We start from the raw sequence: 22,638 nt of genomic DNA, 5'->3' as shown, positions 1-22,638 counted from the left end.
CTGCCATGCCAGTTCAACTTGCCTTCGAGGCACTCGGATCGGGGCCTCCCATGGTGATCCTGCACGGCCTGTTCGGCGCCGGCCGCAACTGGACGCAGATCGCCCAGTCGCTGGCCGCCGGCTACCGCGTCTACCTGCCGGATGCCCGCAACCACGGTGCTTCGCCGTGGGCCGAGACCATGTCGTACACCGACATGGCGCTCGACGTGCTGGCTCTCATCGAAAGAGAGCAGCTGGAGCGGCCGTTCGTCGTCGGCCACAGCATGGGCGGCAAGACCGCCATGGCCCTGGCGCTCGGCCACCCAAAGACCATTGGCGGGGTCGCGGTGATCGATATCGCGCCCGAGTGCTATGCCGACCAGTTCGCCTCGCATGTGTCCGCCATGCGAGGCCTGGACACCGCTGCCGCGGCAAGCCGCCGGCGCATCAGCCAGGCGCTGCTGGACGGTCTGGGCGGCACCGCACCTGTGGACTTCATGATGCAGAACCTGCGGCGCCAGACCGAGCGTTTCGACTGGCGGCTCAATCTGATGGCGACGGCCTTGTGCATGCCGGACCTTTGCGGGTTCCCGGAACAGTTGCTGCGCGAACGCTACGACGGGCCGGCCCTGTTCTTCGCGGCGGCGGAGTCCGACTACGTGCGACCCGATTCGCTTCCACGCATCCAGGCGATGTTCCCCTGCGCGCAGCTGGAGCACATCACCGAGGCCGGCCACTGGGTGCACGCGGATCAACCGGAAGCGCTGTTGTGCGGCTTGCACGGCTGGCTGGGCGACGCCTGCGCGCTCGCCCCGCGCTGATCCCGACACCCTCAGTACAGACAGACACACGGAGACAAAACCATGTCCGACAACCTGCGCGAAGCTGCCCTCGACTACCACCGCTTTCCGACGCCCGGCAAGATCTCGGTGAACCCGACCAAGCCGATGGCCACGCAGCGCGATCTCGCGCTCGCCTATTCGCCCGGCGTGGCCGACGCCTGCATGGAAATCGCGCGCGATCCGGCCGAGGCCATGAATCTCACCTCGCGCGCGAACCTGGTGGCGGTCATCACCAACGGCACGGCGGTGCTGGGACTCGGCAACATCGGCGCGCTGGCCGGCAAGCCGGTGATGGAAGGCAAGGCCTGCCTCTTCAAGAAGTTCGCCGGCATCGACGTCTTCGACATCGAGCTCGACGAGACCGACCCCGACGCGCTCATCGACACCATCGCGCGCATGGAGCCTACCTTCGGCGGCATCAACCTCGAAGACATCAAGGCGCCCGAGTGCTTCTACATCGAGAAGAAGCTGCGCGAGCGCATGAAGATCCCGGTTTTCCACGACGACCAGCACGGCACCGCCATCGTCGCGGCCGCCGCCATCCTCAATGCGCTGCGCCATGTGAACAAGGACATCCGCGAGGTGAAGCTGGTGGCCTCGGGCGCCGGCGCGGCGGCACTGGCCTGCCTCGACCTGATCGTGAGCCTCGGCCTGCCGCTGCACAACATCTACGTGTCGGACAGCGCGGGCGTGGTCTACACCGGCCGCAAGGAGCAGATGGACCCCAACAAGGCCCGCTACGCGCAGGACACCGCGGCGCGCAAGCTGGCCGACGTGATCGGCGGCGCCGACATCTTCCTCGGCCTGTCGGCCGGCGGCGTGCTCAAGCCGGAGATGGTGAAGGAGATGGCGCGCGATCCGATCATCCTCGCGATGGCCAACCCGACGCCGGAGATCCTGCCGGAAGACGCGCTGGCCGTGCGCCCCGACGCCATCCTCGGTACCGGCCGGTCGGACTATCCGAACCAGGTCAACAACGTGCTGTGTTTCCCGTTCATCTTCCGCGGCGCGCTCGACGTGGGCGCGACCACCATCAACGAAGAGATGAAGCTTGCCGCCGTGCGCGCCATCGCGGAGCTCGCGCATGCCGAGATTCCCGAGGTGGTGGCGCAGGCCTACGGCGCGCTCGGCCTGCGCTTCGGCCGCGACTACCTGATCCCCAAGCCCTTCGACCCGCGCCTGATCGAGGCGGTCGCGCCCGCGGTGGCGCAGGCCGCGGTCGACAGCGGCGTGGCGACGCGGCCCATCGCCGACATGAAGGCCTACCGCCAGCGCCTGTCGCAGTTCGTCTACCAGTCGGGCAGCAGCATGCAGCCGCTGTTCGCAGCCGCCAAGCAGTCGCCCAAGCGCGTGGTCTACGCCGAGGGCGAGGACGAGCGCGTGCTGCGCGCCGCGCAAGTGGTGGTGGACGAAGGCCTGGCGCGGCCGCTGCTGCTGGGCCGCCCCGAGGTGATCGCGGAGCGCATCGCGCAGTACGGCCTGCGCCTTGCGCTGGGCACCGACTGCGAGGCCGTCGACCTGCTCGACCCCGCCGTGCACGGCGACGCCGCCGAGGCCTACTACCAGCTCAAGCGTCGCGACGGCGTCTCGCGCCTGGTGGCGCAGACCGAGATGCGCAGCCGCGGCACGCTGCTCGCGGCGATGCTGGTGCGCCAGGGCCGGGCCGACGCCATGCTGTGCGGCACGCTGGGCGGCTACGGCGATCACCTGCGCCATGTGCGCGACGTGATCGGCCTGCGCCCAGGCACCAAGACCATGGCCGCCATGCAGATGCTGATGCTGCCGGGACGCCAGCTCTTCATCTGCGACACGCACGTCAACCGCGACCCCGATGCGGCGCAGATCGCCGAGATCACGCTGCTCGCGGCCGAAGAGGTGCGCCGCTTCGGCGTGACGCCGAGCGTGGCGCTGCTGTCGCACTCGAACTTCGGCGGCTCGGATGCGGCCTCGGCCGTGAAGATGCGTGAGGCGCTCGCGCTCATCAAGGCGAGCGATCCGCAGCTCGCGGTGGAAGGCGAGATGCGCGGCGACGCGGCGTTGTCCAAGTCGATCCTCGACCACGAGTTCCCGGACTCGGCGCTGGACACCGAAGCCAACGTGCTCATCATGCCCAACGTCGACGCGGCCAACATCTCCTACAACCTGCTGCGCATGGCGGCCGGCAGCGGCATCACGGTGGGAGGCATCCTGCTGGGCGCCGCGCGCTCGGTGCACATCCTCACGCCGTCGTCCACCGTGCGCCGCATCGTCAACATGACGGCGCTGGCGGTGGTCGATGCCAACTCGCACCGCGGCGCGGCCTAACGGCTCGGCCATGAACGACATCGTGCTCCATGGCCCGCAGCGCGGCGCCGCCAAGACGCGCCGGATACCGATCCGCGTGGCCGAGGCAGGCCCGGCCCTGCCCAAGCCCGACTGGATCCGCGTGCGCGTCTCGCAGAGCGAGAGCTTCCGCGAGGTGAAGCGCACGCTGCGCGAGGCCAGCCTGCACACCGTGTGCGAAGAGGCCTCGTGCCCGAACATCGGCGAATGCTTCGGCAAGGGCACCGCCACCTTCATGGTGCTGGGCGACCTCTGCACGCGTCGCTGCCCTTTCTGCGACGTGGCCCACGGCCGTCCGCAGCCGCCCGATCCGCAGGAGGCGCAGCACCTGGCCGACACGGTCGCTCGGCTGCGCCTGAAGTACGTGGTGATCACCAGCGTCGACCGCGACGACCTGCGCGACGGCGGTGCGGCGCATTTCGCCGCCTGCATCCGCGCGGTGCGCAGGCAGTCGCCCGGCACGCAGATCGAGGTGCTCACGCCCGACTTCCGCGGCCGCGCCGAGGTTGCGCTCGACATCCTCGCCGCCGACCCGCCGGACGTGATGAACCACAACCTCGAGACCGTGCCGCGCCTGTACCGCCAGGCGCGACCCGGCGCCGACTACATGCACTCGCTTCAGCTGCTCCAGTCGTTCCGCGCGCGCTGCCCCGGCGTGCCCACCAAGTCGGGCCTGATGCTGGGCCTGGGCGAGACCGACGACGAAGTGCTGGAGGTGATGCGCGACCTGCGCCGCCATGGCGTCGACATGCTCACCGTCGGCCAGTACCTGCAGCCGCGCCCCGGCAACCTGCCGGTTGCGCGCTACGTCGCTCCGGCGCAATTCGAAACCCTTGCGCAGCAGGCGCACGCCATGGGCTTTGCCCATGCCGCCTGCGGACCGCTCGTGCGGTCGAGCTACCACGCCGACCGGCAGGCGCATGCCGCCGGCGTCTGAATTTTCTAGGAGACATTCGTGGACCACCAACCCGTATCCAAGCCCTTCTACAAGTCCCTGTACTTCCAGGTCATCACTGCGATCGTCATCGGCGTGCTGCTGGGCCATTTCTATCCGCAGACCGGCGCGGCAATGAAGCCGCTGGGCGACGGTTTCATCAAGCTCATCAAGATGATCATCGCGCCGATCATCTTCTGCACGGTGGTGGTCGGCATCGCCGGCATGGAGGACATGAAGAAGGTCGGCAAGACCGGCGGCCTGGCGCTGCTGTACTTCGAGATCGTGAGCACCATTGCGCTGGTGGTGGGGCTGGTCATCATCAACATCGTGCGGCCCGGCGCCGGCATGAACATCGACGTGAGCCAACTCGACACCAAGGCGATCGCCGCCTACACAGCGCCTGGACAGATGCAGGGCACGGTCGACTTCCTGCTGCATGTGATTCCGAGCACGGTGGTCGACGCGTTCGCCAAGGGCGAGATCCTCCAGGTGCTGCTGTTCGCCGTGATGTTCGGCTTCGCGCTGCACAAGTTCGGCGGTCGCGGTACGCTGGTGTTCGACTTCATCGAGAAGTTCTCCCACGTCCTGTTCGTCATCGTCGGCTACATCATGAAGGTGGCGCCAATCGGCGCTTTCGGGGCGATGGCATTCACGATCGGCAAGTACGGCGTCGGCTCGCTGCTGCAGCTCGGCCAGCTGATGGCGACCTTCTACGCCACTTGCCTGCTGTTCATCTTCGTCGTTCTCGGCGGCATCGCGCGGGCGCACGGCTTCAGCATCTGGAAGTTCATCAAGTACATCAAGGAAGAGCTGCTGATCGTGCTGGGCACCTCCTCCAGCGAATCGGTGCTGCCGCGCATGATGGCCAAGCTCGAGAACCTGGGCGCCAAGAAGTCGGTGGTCGGCCTGGTCATCCCGACCGGCTACTCGTTCAACCTCGACGGCACCTCGATCTACCTGACGATGGCGGCCGTGTTCATCGCGCAGGCCACCAACACCGACATGACCGTGACGCAGCAGATCACGCTGCTGCTGGTGCTGCTGCTGACGTCCAAGGGCGCGGCCGGCGTGACCGGCAGCGGCTTCATCGTGCTGGCCGCCACGCTGTCGGCAGTGGGGCACGTGCCGGTGGCGGGCCTGGCGCTGATCCTGGGCATCGACCGTTTCATGTCGGAAGCCCGCGCGCTGACCAACCTGATCGGCAACGGCGTCGCCACGGTGGTGGTCGCCAAGTGGACCAACGACCTGGACGCCGCCCGCATGAAGCGCATCCTGGACAACGAGACGCCGGCCGAGGCCGACGCGCCCGAGGCCGTGCTGGATCAGGTCGAGACCCACATGCCCGTCGCGCAGCCGCGCTGAAGCGCCCCCGCGCCTGTACGAGCAGCCAACCATGAACAACCCCGTGCAGAGGCACCGAGTCGTCATCGTGGGCGGCGGCGCCGGTGGGCTGGAGCTGGCCACGCGTCTCGGCGATACGCTGGGCAAGCGCGGCATGGCCGACATCACGCTGGTCGACAAGCACCGCACCCACGTGTGGAAGCCCAAGCTTCACGAGATCGCCGCGGGCAGCATGGACCTGAGCGCACACGAAGTGGACTACCTCGCGCAGGCGCACTGGCACCGCTTCCGCTTCCGGCTCGGCGAGCTCACCGGCATCGACCGCGAGCGGCGCGAGGTGCATGTCGCACCCTACCTGGACGACGAGGGCCGGCTGGTCACGCCGGCGCGCGCCTTCGGCTACGACACACTGGTGGTCGCCATCGGCAGCCTCAGCAACGACTTCGGCACGCCCGGCGTGCGCGAGCATGCGCTGCGGCTCGAATCGAAGGCGGATGCGCAGCGCTTTCACCAGCGCATGGTCAACGCCTGCATCCGCGCGCATGCGCAGACAACGCCGCTGCGGCCCGAGCAGCTGCACGTGGCGATCATCGGCGCGGGCGCGACCGGCGTGGAGCTGGCGGCCGAGCTGCATCGCACCACGCGCGAGGTCATCGCCTACGGGCTGGACCGCGTGGACGCCGAGAAGGACATCCAGGTCAGCGTGATCGAGGCCGCCGACCGCGTGCTGCCCGCGCTGCCGCCGCGCATGTCGGCCGCCACCGAGGCGCTCCTGCGCGAGCTGGGCGTGGACGTGCACACCTCCGCCAAGGTGGCCGAGGTGCTGCCAGAGAGCGTGCGCCTGGCCGACGGGCGCACGCTGCCGGCCGAGCTGGTGGTGTGGGCCGCGGGCGTGAAGGCGGCCGATTTCATGAAGGACATCGCGGGGCTGGAGACCAACCGCAGCAACCAGCTTGCGGTGCTGCCGACCCTGCAGACCACGCGCGATGCCGACATCTTCGCCATCGGCGACTGCGCGGCCTGCGACTGGCCCGAGGCCAACGGCGGCAAGGGCGGCCTGGTGCCGCCGCGCGCGCAGGCGGCGCACCAGCAGGCCTCGCACGTCGCGGCGCAGATCCGCCGGCGCTTGGGCGGCAAGGCGCTCAAGCCCTACCGCTACCGCGACTTCGGCTCGCTGGTGTCGCTCGGCGAGTTCAGCACCGTGGGCAACATGATGGGCGGCCTGATCGGCGGCAGTCTGATGATCGAAGGGCTGTTCGCGCGGCTCATGTACATGTCGCTCTACAAGATGCACGAGCTGGCGCTGCACGGCGTCGTCAAGGTCTCGCTCGACACGCTCGCCCGCCTCATCACGCGGCGCACCGAACCCCACGTCAAGCTCCACTGAGCAGCCACGGCCATGACCCAACCCTCACCCGATCTCGATGCGACCTCGTGGTTGCAAGCCTGGCAGCAGGGCCTTTCGCAGGGGCACACGCAGTTCGGCGCGCTGATGCGCAAAGCGCTGGAGGCGGCGCCGTTCGATGCGCGCGGCAAGGCACAGATGGACTTCGCGCTGCGGCAGGTCGTCGATGCCATGAACCCGGCCAACAGCCTCGCCACCAACCCCGAGGCGATGCAAGCCGCTCTCGACTCCGGCGGCGCGAGCCTGCTCGAAGGTGCGCGCCTCTTCCTGGCGGACGTGGCGAAGGGCCGCATCTCGATGTCGGACGACCAGGCCTTCGAGGTTGGCCGCAACGTCGCGACCAGCCCCGGCAGCGTGGTGTTCGAGAACGAGTTGATGCAGCTCGTGCAGTACACGCCGTCCACGGCGAAGGTCCACAAGCGCCCGCTGGTCATCGTGCCGCCTTGCATCAACAAGTTCTACATCCTCGACCTGCAGCCGGGTAACTCGCTGGTTGCCTATGCGGTCGAACAGGGCCACACCGTCTTCCTGGTGTCGTGGCGCAATGTCTCGGCCGAGCAGGGCCATCTGGGCTGGGACGACTACGTCGAGCAAGGCGTGCTGCGGGCGCTCGATGTCGCGCGGAGCATCGCCCGTGCCGACAAGGTCAACACGCTGGGCTTCTGCATCGGCGGCACGCTGCTGGGCAGCGCGCTCGCCGTAGCCGCCGCGCGCGGTGAAACGCCGGCCGCCAGCGTCACGCTGCTGACCGCGATGCTCGATTTCTCGGACACCGGAGAACTGGGCCTGATGGTGGATGAAGCCATGGTGGCCGCGCGCGAAGCCACCATCGGCCGCGGCGGCCTGCTCAAGGGCCGTGAGCTTGCGACCGTGTTCGCCGCGCTGCGCGCCAACGACCTGATCTGGCCCTACGTGGTCAACGGCTACCTCAAAGGCAAGGCGCCGCCGGCTTTCGACTTGCTGTACTGGAACGGCGACGACACCAACCTGCCGGGGCCGATGTACTGCTGGTACCTGCGCAACACCTACCTGGAGAACAGGCTGCGCGTCCCCGGCGGCACGGTGCAGTGCGGCGTGCCGGTGGACCTGTCGCGCGTCGATGCGCCGGCCTTCGTCTACGCCTCGCGCGACGACCACATCGTGCCGTGGAAGACCGCCTATGCCGGCACGCAACTGCTCGGCGGCGACACGCGCTTCGTGCTCGGCGCCAGCGGCCACATCGCGGGCGTGATCAACCCGCCCGCGAAGAAGAAGCGCAACCACTGGGTCGGCGATCTCGCGTCCGACGCCGGCGCCTGGCTCGACGGCGCGCAAAGCATTGACGGCAGCTGGTGGCCCGGGTGGAGCGACTGGCTCGCCGTGCATGCCGGCGCGAAGGTCGCCGCCCGCCGCGCGCTGGGCAGCGCGGATTTTCCCGTGATCGAGCCCGCTCCCGGGCGCTATGTCAAAGCCAAGGCGGCCTGAAGCCGGGCCGTCGTCATTCCCTTCGCATCAACCCCCAAGGAGACTCTCATGTCAGACGATATCGTGATCGTGGCCGCGCAACGCACGGCGGTCGGCAAGTTCGGCGGCTCGCTCGCCGGTACGGCCGCGCCCGAGCTTGGCGCGCACGTGGTGAAGGGCCTGCTCGCCAAGACCGGCGTGCCGGGCGATGCTGTGTCCGAGGTGATCATGGGCCAGGTGCTCGCGGCCGGTGCGGGCCAGAACCCGGCGCGGCAGACGGTCATCAAGGCGGGGCTGCCGATCGGCGTGCCGGGCCTCACCATCAACAAGGTCTGCGGCTCGGGCCTGAAGGCCGTGATGCTGGCGGCGCAGGCGGTGAGGTGCGGCGACGCCGAGATCGTGGTGGCCGGCGGCCAGGAGAACATGAGCGCTGCGCCGCACGTGCTGCCCAATTCGCGCAACGGCCAGCGCATGGGCGACTGGAAGCTGGTCGACACCATGATCGTGGACGGCCTGTGGGACGTCTACAACCAGTACCACATGGGCACCACGGCCGAGAACGTGGCGAAGAAGTACGGCATCACGCGCGAGATGCAGGACGCGCTGGCGCTGGCCTCGCAGCAGAAGGCCGCGGCCGCGCAGGACGCGGGGCGCTTCGACGACGAGATCCTGCCCTTCAGCATTGCGCAGAAGAAGGGCGACCCCGTCGTCTTTGCGGCCGACGAGTTCGTGAACCGCAAGACCAACGCCGATGCGCTCGCCGGCCTGCGCCCGGCCTTCGACAAGACCGGCTCGGTGACGGCCGGCAATGCCTCGGGCCTGAACGACGGCGCGGCCGCGGTGCTGGTGATGTCGGCCTCGCGCGCCGCCGCACTCGGCCTGCAGCCGCTCGCGGTGATCCGCGCCTACGCGAGCGCAGGGCTGGACCCGTCGCTCATGGGCATGGGCCCGGTGCCCGCTTCGCAGCTGGCGCTGAAGAAGGCCGGCTGGAAGGCGCAGGACCTCGACCTGATGGAGATCAACGAAGCCTTCGCGGCGCAGGCCTGCGCGGTCAACCGCGAGATGGACTGGGACACCAGCCGCATCAACGTCAACGGCGGCGCCATCGCCATCGGCCACCCCATCGGCGCCTCGGGCTGCCGCGTGCTGGTGACGCTGCTGCACGAGATGCGCCGCCGCGGCGCCAACAAGGGCCTGGCCTCGCTGTGCATCGGCGGCGGCATGGGCGTGGCGCTGGCCGTCGAGCGCGCCTGACCGATTTTCTTAGTCACACAACGTACCAAGGAGAAAGCAGATGAGCGAGAAGCAGCAACAAGTGGTCCTGGTCACCGGCGGCATGGGCGGCCTGGGCGAGACGATCTCCACCAAGATGGTCGATGCAGGCTACAAGCTCGCGGTGACCTATTCGCCGGGCAACAAGTCGCACGCCGAGTGGGTGGCGCAGATGGCGCAGCGCGGCTATGAGATTCTGGCCGTGCCCTGCGACGTGGCGGACTTCGACTCGTGCGCGCGCGCCGTGTCGGAGGTGCAGGCGCGGCTGGGCCCGGTCGACGTGCTGGTCAACAACGCCGGCATCACGCGCGACATGACCTTCAAGAAGATGGACCGCATCAACTGGGACGCGGTACTGCGCACCAACCTCGACAGCCTGTTCAACATGAGCAAGCAGGTGGCCGACGGCATGGTGGACCGCGGCTGGGGCCGCATCATCAACGTGTCCTCGGTGAATGGCTCGAAGGGCGCGTTCGGACAGACCAACTACTCGGCCGCCAAGGCCGGCGTGCATGGATTCACCAAGGCGCTGGCGCTCGAGGTGGCGAAGAAGGGCGTCACCGTGAACACCATCTCGCCGGGCTACATCGGCACCAAGATGGTCACGGCCATTCCGAAGGAAGTGCTCGACAGCAAGATCCTGCCGCACATCCCCGTGGGACGCCTCGGCAAGCCCGAAGAAGTGGCGGGCCTGATCATCTACCTCGCCTCGGAAGAAGCGGCATTCGTCACCGGTGCCAACATCGCCATCAATGGCGGTCAGCACATGCAATGAACAGACGACCATGATCCTCAAACACGGCATCGATCAGGTCGCACTGATCAAGAAGTTCTCCGAGGCCTCCGCCAAGCAGGGCGAGACCGTTCGCAAGGCGGTGCACGAGGCCACGCTCAAGGCGCTGCAGGGCCGCGAGCTCACGTTGGCGAACATCCGGCAGGTGCTGGGCACGGTCACCAGGACGGCCTCGGCCGGCGCGGCCGGCAGCAAGCTGCCCGCGCCCGATGTGGAAGGCCTGCTCGGCAAGGTCTTTGCCGGCATGGACGGCGCGCTGGAGCAGGCCGTGCTGGCCAATCAACGCGCGCTGCAACAGCTGGTCGACCAGGGCGTGAGCCTGCGCGAGACGCAGCTCAAGAAGGCGCTCGCCGACATCGAGAAGATGGAGGAGACGCTGTTCGCCAGCGTGCGCAAGGCGGCGCCGGCCGACGGTCCGTGGAGCGGCGTCTTCCGGGCGATGCAGGGCAAGGGCACCGGCACCGGCGCGCGCGCCACGGCGGCGCTCGAGCAGCTCATGGAAGACACGCAGAAGAGCCTGCGCGATGGCCGCGCGATGGGCCTGCGCGCCTCGCAGGCGCTGATCGACAGCTACTCGGCGCTGGTGAGCGGCGTGCTCATCGGCATGTCGGAAGCCTTGAAGCAGGGCGCGGCGGCGAAGCGATGACCCAGGCCGGCGGCGGCCGCGCCGCCGCCGGCCCGAAAGGAACCTGATGGACGCCCTGATCCTCGCCCGCATGCAGTTCGCGGCCAACATCACCTTCCACATCCTGTTCCCCACGATCAGCATCGCACTGGGCTGGCTGCTGCTGTTCTTGCGCTGGCGCTGGCTGCGCACGCGCGGCGGCGGCAATGCACCGCTGGCGCAGGGCTGGCTCAACGCCTACCGCTTCTGGACCAAGGTGTTCGCGCTGACCTTCGCGCTCGGCGTGGTCAGCGGCATCACCATGAGCTTCCAGTTCGGCACCAACTGGCCGGGCTTCATGGAGCGCGTCGGCAACGTGGCGGGGCCGCTGCTGGGCTACGAGGTGCTCACCGCGTTCTTCCTGGAGGCGGGTTTTCTCGGCGTCATGCTGTTCGGCCATGGCAAGGTCGGCGAGCGCGTGCACCTGCTGTCGACCTTCATGGTGGCCTTCGGCACCACGCTGTCGGCCTTCTGGATTCTTGCTCTCAACTCGTGGATGCAGACGCCCGCGGGCCACGAGGTCGTGAACGGCGAATTCCATGTCGCCAGCTGGCCGGCGGTGGTGTTCAACCCGTCGTTTCCGTACCGCTTCGTGCACATGCTGCTGGCCTCCGCGCTGACCTGCGCGTTCCTGCTGATCGGCCTGTCGGCCTGGCAGGTGCTGCGCGGCGTGGGACAGCGCAGCGCGGCGCGCGTGATGCGGGTAGGGCTCACGCTGGCGGCGGTGCTGATTCCGGTGCAGATCGTCGTGGGCGACATGCACGGCCTCAACACGCTCAAGCACCAGCCCGCCAAGATTGCTGCCATGGAAGGCGTGTGGGAGACCGGGCGCGGCGTGCCGCTGCTGCTGTTCGCGATTCCCGACGCCGAGGCGCGCAGGAACCGCTTCGAGATCGCGGTGCCGAATGGCGCGAGCCTGATCCTCACGCACGAGGCCGACGGCGAGATCCGCGGCCTGAACGACTTTGCCGACGCGCATCCGCCGCCGCTGCCGATGTTCTTCGCCTTCCGCATCATGGTCGGCATGGGCGTGCTGATGCTCGCGACCAGCTGGCTCGGCTGGTGGCTGTACCGCCGCGCACGCTGGCAACCGGCGCTGCTGCCGCGCGCGCTGCTGTGGCTGTTCGCGGGGATGACCTTCTCGGGCTGGATAGCCACGGTGGCGGGCTGGTACGTCACCGAGATCGGCCGCCAGCCCTACATCGTCTACGGGCTGGTGCGCACGGCCGACGTGGTGTCGAAGGTGCCGCCCGCGATGATCGGGCTCACGCTCGCGCTCTACATCGCGCTGTACCTCGCGCTCATCGTGGCGTACGTCGCGGTGCTCAAGTACATGGCCGAGAAGCCCGACGAGGTGCTGGCGACCGAGGCCGTCGAGCGGGCCGCGACGCCGCCGGGCGCGATCACCGCGATCACCGCGCCGATGGCCGAAGGAGGCCGCGCATGAGCTTCGACGCCGCGTTGCCGGTGATCTTCATGGTGCTGATGGGCGCGTCGATGCTGGTCTACGTGGTCAGCGACGGCTACGACCTTGGCGTGGGCATGCTCATGCACCGTGCGAGCGACGCCGAGAAGGATGTGATGGTCGCCTCCATCGGCCCGTTCTGGGATGCCAACGAGACCTGGCTGGTGCTGGGCGTGGGCATCCTGCTGGTTGCCTTCCCGAAGGCGCACGGCCTGGTGCTGGGCGAGCTCTACCTGCCGGTGGCGCTGATGCTCGTCGGCCTCACTTTGCGCGGCGTGGCCTTCGACTTCCGAGTGAAGGCGCGCGACAGCCACAAGCGCACCTGGGACCGGCTCTTCTTCGCGGGTTCCACCCTGGCCTCGGTGGCGCAGGGCTGGATGCTCGGGCGCTACATCAGCGGCTTCGGATCCGGCTGGAACTATCCCTTGTTCGCCGCCGCCATCGCCGTGGCGCTGCCGATGGCCTACGTGCTGATGGGCGCGGCCTGGCTCATCATGAAGACCGAGGGTGCGCTGCAGGAGCGCGCCGTGCAATGGGCACGCACTGCCTGGGCGCCGATGGTCGGCGGCATGCTGCTGATCTCGATGGCCACGCCCTGGATCAGCCCCGAGGTGCGCGAGCGCTGGTTCGCGCTGCCCGAGATCCTGGCGCTGGCCGCCATTCCGCTCATGACCGGCGCGGCGCTGCTCGCCGTGCGCGGCCTGCTGAACACGCGCATGGTGCGCGGGCCGGTGTGCTGGCTGCCTTTCGTGCTGCTGGTCATGGTGTTCGTGCTCGGCTTCCTGGGGCTGGCCTACAGCATCTATCCCTACGTGGTGATCGGCCAGCTCACGATCTGGCAGGCGGCGAGCAGCGCACCGGCGCTCAAGGTGATCCTGGTGGGCGTGTGCATCTCGGTGCCGGCCATCGTGGGCTACACCGTATTCTCCTACCGGGTCTTCCGCGGCAAGACCGGCGAACTGCGCTATGCCTGAGCAGACACTGGGCCTGAATGAAACCACCCGTGACACGCGCCACCGGGCAGCCACTGATGCGTCCCGCGCGGCCTTGTGCAATAACGGGTTCATGAATTCACGGGAGCCGGCCCGGCGCTTCGACTTGCCTTCCGACACTCAAAGACGCTGGCGCGGCCTGCCGCGCTGGTGCGGCGCGCTGGCGCTGGTGGCCCTGGCCGCCGTCGCCGGCCATCACCTCGCCATGCAGAACGGCCTGGCGCGGCTGCGCGAGGCGGCCGACCACCGGCTCGACATGCTCGCGACCGGGCTCGATGCCGACCTGGCCCGTTTCGAGTATCTGCCAGCGCTGCTGGAGATGACGCCGATCGTTCCGGCGCTGCTCGGCGCGCCGTCGGACTCGAGGCTGCGCGACGCGGTCAACCGCTACCTCGACGGCGTCAACGCCACCGCGGGGGCGGAGATGCTCTATGTGCTCGACGCCGCCGGCACCTCGCTGGCGGCCTCCGACTGGGACCGGCCCGGCACCACCATCGGCCAGGACCTGTCGTTCCGGCCCTACGTGATCGATGCGCTGGGGCAGGGCAGGGGCCGCTTCTACGGCGTCGGCATCACCAGCCGCAAGCCCGGCTACTACCTCTCGTACGCCTTGCGCCACGACCAGCCCGCGCGCGGCGTGGTGGCCGTCAAGGTCAATCTCGAGGAGTCCGAGCGCGCCTGGCGCATGCTGCCAGGCAACGTGGCGCTGATCGACCAGCGCGGCGTGGTGATCCTCGCCACCCGGGAGGACCTGAAGTTCCGGCCGCTGTGGCCGCTCGACGCTTCGCAGCGCGCCGAGGTGCAGCGCTCGCGCCCCTACGGCGAGGCGGGCCTGCAGCCGCTGCAGTGGACGCAGAAAGAGGCGCTGGCGCGCAACGTGCAGGTCATCGCGCTCGACGGCGTGGATCAGCTCGCTTCGACGCGCGCGCTGCGCGGGGCGCCTTGGCAGCTGGTGGTGCTCGACGATCTGGCGCCGGTGCGCGTCGGTGCACGTTACGCGGCCATCACAGCGAGCCTGGCGATGGCGGTGCTGCTGCTGATCGCCGTCACGCTGTGGCAGCGCCGCCGCGCCGTGCGGCAGAAGCTGGCCAACCAGGCCGCGCTGCAGGCGGCGCACGACTCCCTCGAGTCGACCGTGGTCGCGCGCACCGCCCAGCTGCGCGCGGCTCAGGGCGAGCTGGTGCATGCCGGCAAGATGGCGGCGCTGGGCCAGATGTCGGCCGGCGTGGTGCACGAGCTGAATCAGCCGCTCACGGCGATGCGCACCCTCTCGGAAAGCGCCGCCATCCTGCTCGACAAGAGCCGCTTCGACGACGTGCGCGGCAACCTGCAGCGCATCCGCGGCATGGTCGATCGCCTGGCGCGCCTGACCTCGCAGCTCAAGACCTTCGCGCACAAGAGCGAGCTGCCGCTCGCGCCGGTGCCGATGGCGCAGATCGCGGCCGACGCGCAGGTCATCGTCGCCGAAGCCTCGAAGAAGAACGGCATCGTCATCGAGGTCGATGTGCAGCCCGCCACCCTGAGCGTCATGGCCGAAGAGGCCGCGTTGGGTAGCGTGCTCGTCAACCTGATGCGCAACGCCATCGACGCCATGCAGGCATCGCCGCGGCGCACGCTGCGCCTTGAAGCGCGACCGCAGGACGGCCGCGTGATCCTGCGCGTGAGCGACACCGGGCCGGGCATTCCGCCCGACATCCTGCCGCGCCTGTTCGAGCCCTTCGTCACCAGCAAACCGGCGGGCACCGGGCTGGGCCTGGGCCTCGTGATCTCGGCACAATTGGTGCGGGCCATGGACGGCACGCTGCGTGCCGCCAACCTGCCGGACGGCGGCGCCTGCTTCGTCGTCGACCTGCCGGCCGCCATCCGCACCATCCTTACCCCCACCCCACAGGAGTGATCAAAAAGTGAGTGAAGCCCCTGCCATCCGGGTGCTGCTGGTCGAGGACGACGAAGACGTCCGAATCAGCACGACCCAGGTGCTGACCCTGGCCGGTTTCGAGGTCGAATCCTTCGCGAGCGCCGAACGCGCGCGCGCGCAGATCGGTTTCGGCGTGCCTGCCATCGTGGTCTGCGACGTGCGCCTGCCGGGCCTGAGCGGCACCGAATGGCTGCTCGAACTCCACAACGCCGACGCCGAGCTTCCCGTCATCCTGGTCACCGGCCACGGCCACATAGCGATGGCAGTGCAGGCCATGCGCGAGGGCGCCTACGACTTCATCGAGAAGCCTTTCAGCTCCGAGCGGCTGGTGGCCATCGTGCGCCACGCCATCGAGCGCCGGCAGCTCACGCTGCAGGTGCGCGCGCTGCGTGATGCGCTGGAGAACTGGCACGGCATCCAGGCAGTGCTGATCGGCCGCTCGGCGCAGATGCAGCAGGTGCGCCGCACCGTGATGACCTTGGCTGAGACCTCGGCCGACGTGCTGATCTACGGCGAAACCGGTACCGGCAAGGAGCTCGTCGCCCGCTGCCTGCACGAGCACAGCGAACGTCGGCGCCAACATTTCGTGCCGCTCAACTGCGGCGGCCTGCCCGAGGCGCTGGCCGAGAGCGAGTTGTTCGGCCACGAGGCCGGCGCCTTCACCAGCGCCAACCGCGTGCGCGTGGGCAAGTTCGAATACGCCAACGGCGGCACGCTTTTTCTCGACGAGATCGAGAGCATGCCGATGGCGGTGCAGATCAAGCTGCTGCGTGCGTTGCAGGAGCGCTCGATCGAGCGCATCGGCTCCAACAAGGCCATTCCCTTTGACTGCCGCGTGGTGGCCGCGAGCAAGGACGACCTCAAGGATATGAGCGACCAGCAAAAGTTCAGGGCCGACCTGTACTACCGGCTCGGCGTTGCCTTCATCGAGCTGCCGCCGCTGCGCGAACGGCGCGAGGACATCCCTCTGCTGTTCGAGCATTTCACGCTGCTGGCGGCCGCGCGCTATGAGCGCGTCGCGCCGATCCTGAGCGGCGCGCAGGTGGCCGACCTGATGGCCTACGCCTGGCCCGGCAACGTGCGCGAGCTGCGTAACGTGGCCGACCGCTTCGTGCTTGGCCTGCTGGGCGAGCGCCTGACGCAGGCGCGCGGCAACGCCGAAGGCATGCCCGCCTTGCCGCGCGGACTGCCGCAGCAGGTCGAGTCCTTCGAACGGGCGGTGATCGTCGAAGCGCTGCGCAAGCACCAGGGTGACCAGCCGGCCACCGCCAGCGCGCTGGCGATCGCGCGGCAGACGCTGCACGACAAGCTGCGCAAGCTCGGTATCACGGCGGAAGAATTCAAGTCTTAGTGTCTGGGCGTGCCTCGGTTGCCCGGAACGGGTCGAGAATGACGGCATGTTTTCCCTGTCCGTCGTCCAAAACGCAATGCGGCGCGCCCTGGCAGACGGTGCACTGCAGCCGATCGAGACGCAGACCATCCTCCTCGACAGCGATGGCGTCCGGTTCGTCGTGCGCACGGTGTCGAGCCTCGCGCGCAAGGACAAGGCGCGCCATGTCGCGGCGGCCACGGATCCACTCGGCGACTACGACCGTTCTCTGTTCGTAGGCGACCTCGCGCCTTCGCACTACATTCTGCTGAACAAGTTCCAACTGCTCGCCGGCCATGTGCTGCTCGTCACGCGCCGCTTCGAACGCCAGGAGCGCCTCCTTACCGTTGAGGATTTCGCGGCGCTCATCGCTTGCCTGAGCGAGGTCGATGGACTCGGCTTCTACAACGGGGGCGTCGAAGCCGGGGCCAGCCAGCGGCATAAGCACCTGCAGCTTGTGCCGCTCCCGCTTACACGCGAGAGCCCGGACGAAGTGCCGATGGAGCGGGTGCTGGGCAGCGGTTCGCCGCTGCCGTTCAGGCATGCGTTCGCACGTCTGGCGCCGCAAGCGACGGCTCCCGAGTTGCATGCCCTCTATCGCGAGTTGCTTCATCGGTGCGGCATTTCCGCTGTCGCCGCCGAAGAGGGCGAAGTTCAGTCGGCACCTTACAACCTGCTGATTCGCCGAGGCTGGATGCTCGTCGTGCCGCGTTCGCGCGCATGCTTCGAATCGATCTCCGTGAACGGGCTCGGCTTCGCTGGCTCATTGTTCTTGCGTTCGCAAGAGGAACTGGACCGCGTCCACGCAGTGGGACCAATGCAGGTGCTGAGCGCGGTGGCGATGCCGCAGGACGTGCCTCACGACGCATGACCCATCTGGACAACGTAAGCCTACCTTGCCAAACTGCCCCGCATGGCACTCCCCCACGCATCATCCGGTCAGGTCGTGAACCTCGGCGCGCTCGACGTGCAGGCGGCGGAGACCTGTGCACTCCTGAAGGCCGGCGACATCGAGATCATGTGGCTGGTGCTGCCGGCCGGCAAGCAGGTCCCGTCGCACGCCGTCTCGACGTCGATGACCTTGCAGTGCATGCGCGGAAGGGTCGAGGTGCAGTTCGACGGCAACGTGAAGCTGCTCGAGGCCGATCAGGTGATGTACCTCGCCGGCGGCGTGCCGCACGGCTTGCATGCGCTGGAAGACACCAGGCTGCTGATGACCATCGTGCTGCCGGCCAGCCGCACCGACTGAGTCGGAGCGTGGCGCCGCGTCCCGCGAGGCTCAGCTCACCTGAGCACGTAGCTCGCAAGCACGCTCTGTACCTCGTAGATGCTGAGCTTCTTGTTGAACTGCTTCTGGATCGGAGCGGCCGTCCCCGAGATCCATATCTTGAGCTCGGCATCGAGATCGAAGGTACCGGCGGTCTCGACGCTGAAGTGCGTGATGCTCTTGTAGGGAATGGAGTGGTATTCGACCTTGCTTCCCGTGATGCCTTGTTTGTCGACCAGGACGAAGCGCTTGTCGGTGAACACGAAGTAATCGCGGATGAGCTGGTAGGCGTGCTCGACCACTTCCCCCTTCGCCAGGATCTGGCTGAACTCCTGCTGAATCTTTGCAGGGTCGATCTTGGCTGCGTTGCCAAGCATTCCATCAAGTAGTCCCAAGGTTGCTTCCTTCCAAACTCGTTCAATGCACGCGACCGTCGCCGGTCTCTAAAAAGCTGCGCGGGGCGCAGCGCGTGGGTAATGTAGTGGGTGGGGCGCACCGCCGCGGAGCCACCCTCTACGCAGACGGTCGAGTCTGATGCACGCTTCGCGATCCTACTCAAGAAGAACAACGAATCGTGGTCATCCAAAGAATCGGCCGTCGATTCGATCGCGCATTCCGTAATATCGCGGCGGCCTGGTCGCGAACATCGCGCTGGCACGCAAGCTCGCCGCTCTGTTCTGGCGCGTGATGGTCAAGGGCATGCACTACGTCGAGCAAGGCCTGCAGCATTACGAAGCCAAGGTTCTCCAGACCAAACAACGATCCCTGCGCCGACTCGCCCGCGAACTCGGCCAGCAGCTGGTGCCAATGTCCACCCCAGCGCGAACCGCGAACCTATCTGCAAACAACGCCAACTCATGAACTGTGACGTCGTCGTTCAGGTTCATGGATAGGACGATCCGGTCACCTGCGCGGCATTCGGGCAGGCATTGCTGGATCACCGAGTTCGCATGAAGTCAATGCGTGTACACGACCCGCTCAGGGACAGCCTTGCTGCGCCCCAGACGGCTCCACCACGGCATCGTCAGGAAGAAGCCGAAGTAGACGATGGTTCCCACCTGTGAAGCGTAGTTGCCGACCGTCGAAGGAGCCTTCGAGCCGAAGTAGCCGAGGGCGAGAAAAGACGCGACGAAGACGCCATATACGTACTTGTGCCAGGCCGGTCGATAGCGTAGCGACTTGACAGGGGCGTGATCGAGCCATGGGAGGAAGAACAAGATGGACACCGAGCTGCCCATCACGACAACGCCCCAGAACTTGGCATCCAAGGTCTTGAGGAGAGAGATCGCCATGACTGCCGTGACCAGGAGAAGCGCCTTGGCGAGACGACCCATGCGCCCCTTGACGAGTCCGGCAGCCGCGGCGATGCCAATGATCACGCACAGGAGGTTGACCATCGAATCCGTCGTCGCGCGCAGCATCGAGTAGAAGGGAGTGAAGTACCAGACAGGGGCGATGTGCGGAGGGGTCTTGAGCGAATCGGCCGGGATGAAGTTGGCATGCTCGAGAAAGTAGCCGCCGGCCTCCGGCGCGAAGAACACGACGGAGCAGAAGCACGAGAGGAATATGCAGGCACCCCAGAGTCCGTGCGTCGTGTGGTAGGGATGTGAGGGGATCCCATCCAAAGGATGGCCGTCGGCGCCGAGATGCGCCTTGATCTCGATGCCGTCCGGATTGCTCGAGCCGACCTCGTGCAGTGCCATCAGGTGCGCCGCGATAAGGCCAATCAGCGCAAGCGGCACGGCGATCACGTGGAAGCTGAAGAAACGGTTGAGCGTGGCGTCTCCCACGACGTAGTCGCCACGGATCAGCAGCGCAAGATCCGGCCCGACGAACGGGATGGCGGCGAAGAGGTTGATGATCACCTGCGCGCCCCAGTAGCTCATCTGACCCCACGGCAGCAGGTAGCCCAAGAAGGCCTCGGCCATCAGGCAAAGGAAGATGCAGGAGCCGAAGATCCAGACCAGCTCCCGCGGCCTGCGGTAACTGCCGTACATGAGGCCGCGGAACATGTGCAGGTACACGACGATGAAGAACGCGCTGGCCCCGGTCGAATGCATGTAGCGGATGAGCCAGCCCCAGGGCACGTCCCGCATGATGTATTCGACGGAGGCAAAGGCCAACGCCGCGTCCGGCTTGTAGTGCATGACCAGGAAGATTCCGGTCACGATCTGGATGACGAGCGTCAGCAGCGCGAATGCGCCGAACAAGTACCAGAAGTTCAGGTTCTTGGGCGCGTAGTAGCTTCCCCACTGCTCGTTCCACAGGCGACTGGCGGGAAACCGCTGGTCTACCCACTGGAGCAGTGCCTTGCCGATCATTTGCGCGACGCTCCGAGCGGGCCGCCTTCAGAGCGCTCAGGCGAGCTTGGCCTTGTCGAGGCCGAACGCCTTGTCGGACGATCCGGGCACGGTCCGGAAAGCGACGTTCACGCGGTTCCAGGCGTTGATGACCATCACGCTGAAGCTCAGATCCGAAAGCTCCTTCTCGGACAGCTGCGTGCGCACGCGGTCGTAGATGTCGTCGGGCACACCCTGCTCGGGGAGCCGGGTCAGGATCTCGGTCCATGCGAGCGCGGCGCGCTCGCGCGGAATGAACAGGGTCGACTCACGCCAGGCGGCGAGATGGTGCAGGCGCAGTTCGCGCTCACCGTGGATCTTGGCCTGCTTGATGTGCATGTCGAGGCAGTACGCGCAGCCGTTCAGCTGCGATGCACGGATCGCGACAAGGTCGCGGATCGACTGCTCGATGGCGCCGCCATCCACGAGTTGATTGAACTCGACCAGCTTCTTGAAGAGCTCAGGCGATTGCTGGACGTAGTTGACACGTTGCGTCATGGTGATGATCCTCAGACCTCAGTGCGGCTGAGGAACCCGTTTGCGAAGACCGCGATGGAGAACAAATCGTAGGTTTGGACGTTCGAGTGCGGTAGATCCATGAAGGGCCGCGCCGTGTTGTGCAGCGCGCACCAATCGGCTAGGTCCCGACACGCACAAGCTGCAAGCGGCCAGCCGGACAAGCTCCGCGCAGAAACATGGCCACGACGGACATCGCATGGACGTGAATCTCCACCGGATTGGGCGAAGCTCGCAAGCCGAAGACGACCTCCAACAGCAGGTCCCCCCGGAGCATCGCCACGAACCGGCGCGCGGATAGTGCGCAATCGTCGACCTTGATTTCACCGCGGCGCTTTGCATCCTCCAGAACTTCGCAGATGCGATCCATCGCCCGCTTGGGACCGAATGTCCAGTAGGCGGCCGCGGCATCCTTGAATCGCTCGGAATCGGACACGGCCGCCTTGTACAGGCTGATGGCCGATGAGGACATCATGGCGGTCATGACGGCGGTTCCAAGACCCAGCAGCACTTCATCGAGCGGCTCCTCGTTTCGCCTTGGGAGCAGCTTCAAGGTCTTGTCGGCAATCCTGTTCGCCACGGCCTGGAAGTGGTCGCACAGGAATTGCGTCAGCTCGATCGGCTCCGCTTCGGCTTCGGCCTTGAGCCGCCGATAGAGTCCATCGGGTGTCCACGTCCAGTACGACCGGCCGAGCAGAAAGGAAATCAGCACCGCGCAGTTCGACCAGCCGCGCGCCTGGCTGCCTCGCCCCGGGATCGCCTCGCGCACCTTGAGAATGTTGCCGACAGCGCCCCAGCGCAGGAACTTGATGGCTTCGTCGAGCGTCAGGACGTTGACCATCATCCGTGTCCACCACGGTTCCATAAGAAGCCATGTGTCGTCGTCGACAAGGCGCATCGCGAAGACGTGCTTGTGCTTGGCATTGGCGAAGCGATGCCACCATTGCCGTTGTAGTCCCGGAACGAAGCAGACGAACCAATGGCCTTCATGAACCGTGATCGGCGAACCGTCGGCGTCTATCTCGATGGCCAGTTCGTCCGGGACGCCGGGGACGTGCGAACGACCATCGGTGGTTCCGCGCGGAACGGGATCCCAGTTCGACCCCAAGGCCCTGACCGTCCTAGAGAGCAGCGTGTGCATTTTTGGCTCCTGTGTGAATGCCGGCACAGAACAGGTCCACGATGTGCGAGACATCGCCCTGTTCGTATGACAATTCTTTCGACACATCGGAAAGGAAAGTGTCGGAAAGATCGAAGCTGGCTCTGAGCAGCGCCAGGAAGTGACTTGCCAGAGCGTCGCAGTCGTCTTCCAGGACGATGCCGGCCGTTTGGGCAGCCTTGAAGAAGCGAGCCAATCCGGCCGTCAACGAGCCCGGGCCGTGCTTGTAGAACTCGCGGCCGATCCCGGTGTTCCGGATGACTTCCGTGAGCGCGATTCGATAGAGACTTTTCAGCTGCGAGACCGAGTGCTCATTGGTGACTCGATGGCCAAAAGCAAGGAGCTTCTGCCGGAAAGACGCCGCCGTCGTGAAACCCTCGAGCGGCTCCAGCATCGAGGCTGCGAGCATCTCCGCCAGGGCGATGACGAGGCCGTGATTGCTGCCGAACGCGTCGGCGACCTCCTGGGAACTGAGATCGGTCGTGGCGATGACCGCCTCTATGCTCCTGATGCCGCTGTCCGCGGCCCGAAGGGCATCAGCCACCTCACTCAGGATGGTGTATCGCCGGTTCGCGGCGGCCGCTTGCTGAACCATGGACATGGAGGCGCTCCTTT

Annotated in this window: 20 protein-coding genes and 1 pseudogene; 16 read left to right on the top strand and 5 right to left on the bottom strand. The window is 67.0% G+C overall.

What is annotated here, in order from left to right:
- Nucleotides 1-5: 5 nt before the first annotated feature.
- The 15 genes and pseudogenes from BLS74_RS16165 (at nt 6) to BLS74_RS16095 (ending at nt 17,991) form a co-directional block, all read left to right on the top strand.
- Entirely contained in the window at nt 6-800 is a 795-nt protein-coding gene (locus BLS74_RS16165) for an alpha/beta fold hydrolase (protein ID WP_093107997.1), read from the top strand.
- Between the two features lie 42 nt (nt 801-842).
- Nucleotides 843-3,125 (top strand): NADP-dependent malic enzyme, encoded by a 2,283-nt coding sequence (locus tag BLS74_RS16160; RefSeq protein ID WP_093107996.1) that lies wholly within the window; start codon nt 843-845, stop codon nt 3,123-3,125.
- A 37-nt stretch (nt 3,126-3,162) separates the two neighbouring features.
- Nucleotides 3,163-4,080, top strand: a pseudogene (lipA, locus tag BLS74_RS16155) (lipoyl synthase); the annotation flags it as partial.
- 18 nt (nt 4,081-4,098) lie between these two features.
- Entirely contained in the window at nt 4,099-5,442 is a 1,344-nt protein-coding gene (locus tag BLS74_RS16150) for a dicarboxylate/amino acid:cation symporter (RefSeq protein WP_093107992.1), read from the top strand.
- Nucleotides 5,443-5,473: 31 nt separating this feature from the next.
- Nucleotides 5,474-6,808 carry an NAD(P)/FAD-dependent oxidoreductase gene (locus BLS74_RS16145; RefSeq protein ID WP_093107990.1) on the top strand — a complete coding sequence of 445 codons (1,335 nt, stop codon included), beginning with the start codon at nt 5,474-5,476 and terminating at the stop codon, nt 6,806-6,808.
- A 12-nt stretch (nt 6,809-6,820) separates the two neighbouring features.
- Nucleotides 6,821-8,290: a PHA/PHB synthase family protein gene (gene phaC / locus BLS74_RS16140; RefSeq protein ID WP_093107988.1), complete on the top strand. Its 1,470-nt coding sequence runs from the start codon at nt 6,821-6,823 to the stop codon at nt 8,288-8,290.
- 48 nt (nt 8,291-8,338) lie between these two features.
- Entirely contained in the window at nt 8,339-9,523 is a 1,185-nt protein-coding gene (locus tag BLS74_RS16135; RefSeq protein WP_093107986.1) for an acetyl-CoA C-acetyltransferase, read from the top strand.
- Nucleotides 9,524-9,563: 40 nt separating this feature from the next.
- Nucleotides 9,564-10,316, top strand: coding sequence for an acetoacetyl-CoA reductase (phbB, locus tag BLS74_RS16130; protein WP_093107984.1), 753 nt, complete (start codon nt 9,564-9,566; stop codon nt 10,314-10,316).
- Nucleotides 10,317-10,326: 10 nt separating this feature from the next.
- The gene (locus BLS74_RS16125) at nt 10,327-10,980 is read left to right on the top strand and encodes a DUF6781 family protein (protein WP_093107982.1); all 654 of its coding nucleotides are present in this window, start codon (nt 10,327-10,329) and stop codon (nt 10,978-10,980) included.
- A gap of 46 nt (nt 10,981-11,026) precedes the next feature.
- Nucleotides 11,027-12,445: a cytochrome ubiquinol oxidase subunit I gene (locus tag BLS74_RS16120; RefSeq protein WP_093107980.1), complete on the top strand. Its 1,419-nt coding sequence runs from the start codon at nt 11,027-11,029 to the stop codon at nt 12,443-12,445.
- Nucleotides 12,442-13,437, top strand: a complete 996-nt coding sequence (locus BLS74_RS16115) for a cytochrome d ubiquinol oxidase subunit II (RefSeq protein ID WP_093107978.1) — start codon at nt 12,442-12,444, stop codon at nt 13,435-13,437. Before BLS74_RS16120 ends, BLS74_RS16115 begins: the two co-directional genes overlap by 4 nt.
- A 91-nt stretch (nt 13,438-13,528) precedes the next feature.
- Nucleotides 13,529-15,352: a sensor histidine kinase gene (locus BLS74_RS16110; RefSeq protein ID WP_093107976.1), complete on the top strand. Its 1,824-nt coding sequence runs from the start codon at nt 13,529-13,531 to the stop codon at nt 15,350-15,352.
- A gap of 7 nt (nt 15,353-15,359) precedes the next feature.
- Nucleotides 15,360-16,724, top strand: a complete 1,365-nt coding sequence (locus tag BLS74_RS16105) for a sigma-54-dependent transcriptional regulator (RefSeq protein ID WP_093107974.1) — start codon at nt 15,360-15,362, stop codon at nt 16,722-16,724.
- A gap of 46 nt (nt 16,725-16,770) precedes the next feature.
- Nucleotides 16,771-17,613 carry an ATP adenylyltransferase family protein gene (locus BLS74_RS16100; protein WP_093107972.1) on the top strand — a complete coding sequence of 281 codons (843 nt, stop codon included), beginning with the start codon at nt 16,771-16,773 and terminating at the stop codon, nt 17,611-17,613.
- Between the two features lie 42 nt (nt 17,614-17,655).
- Entirely contained in the window at nt 17,656-17,991 is a 336-nt protein-coding gene (locus BLS74_RS16095; protein WP_093107970.1) for a cupin domain-containing protein, read from the top strand.
- A 35-nt stretch (nt 17,992-18,026) separates the two neighbouring features.
- On the opposite strand, the gene BLS74_RS16090 is transcribed toward BLS74_RS16095, so the two are convergent.
- Entirely contained in the window at nt 18,027-18,386 is a 360-nt protein-coding gene (locus tag BLS74_RS16090; protein WP_348272428.1) for a PH domain-containing protein, read from the bottom strand.
- A gap of 322 nt (nt 18,387-18,708) precedes the next feature.
- Between BLS74_RS16090 and BLS74_RS34400 the strand changes: the two genes are divergently transcribed.
- Complete coding sequence (locus BLS74_RS34400; protein WP_170855618.1) at nt 18,709-18,870, top strand: hypothetical protein; 162 nt, start codon at nt 18,709-18,711, stop codon at nt 18,868-18,870.
- Between the two features lie 95 nt (nt 18,871-18,965).
- Here the strand turns inward: BLS74_RS34400 and BLS74_RS16085 are convergent, their stop codons facing one another.
- The 4 genes from BLS74_RS16085 to BLS74_RS16070 form a co-directional block, all read right to left on the bottom strand.
- Nucleotides 18,966-20,330 (bottom strand): cytochrome b, encoded by a 1,365-nt coding sequence (locus tag BLS74_RS16085; RefSeq protein WP_093107966.1) that lies wholly within the window; start codon nt 20,328-20,330, stop codon nt 18,966-18,968.
- Between the two features lie 36 nt (nt 20,331-20,366).
- Nucleotides 20,367-20,846 (bottom strand): carboxymuconolactone decarboxylase family protein, encoded by a 480-nt coding sequence (locus BLS74_RS16080; RefSeq protein ID WP_093107964.1) that lies wholly within the window; start codon nt 20,844-20,846, stop codon nt 20,367-20,369.
- Between the two features lie 139 nt (nt 20,847-20,985).
- On the bottom strand, nt 20,986-22,005 hold the full coding sequence (locus tag BLS74_RS16075) for a TetR/AcrR family transcriptional regulator C-terminal domain-containing protein (protein ID WP_170855617.1): 1,020 nt from the start codon (nt 22,003-22,005) through the stop codon (nt 20,986-20,988).
- Nucleotides 21,986-22,624, bottom strand: a complete 639-nt coding sequence (locus tag BLS74_RS16070) for a TetR/AcrR family transcriptional regulator C-terminal domain-containing protein (RefSeq protein ID WP_093107960.1) — start codon at nt 22,622-22,624, stop codon at nt 21,986-21,988. The genes BLS74_RS16075 and BLS74_RS16070 overlap by 20 nt, the downstream gene beginning before the upstream one ends.
- Nucleotides 22,625-22,638 lie beyond the last annotated feature (14 nt).

The sequence above is a fragment of the Variovorax sp. CF079 genome, assembly GCF_900101545.1.
GTDB lineage: Bacteria > Pseudomonadota > Gammaproteobacteria > Burkholderiales > Burkholderiaceae_C > Variovorax.
The sequence above is the reverse complement of the archived record's forward strand: the minus strand, read 5'-3'. Positions and strand labels throughout refer to the sequence as shown.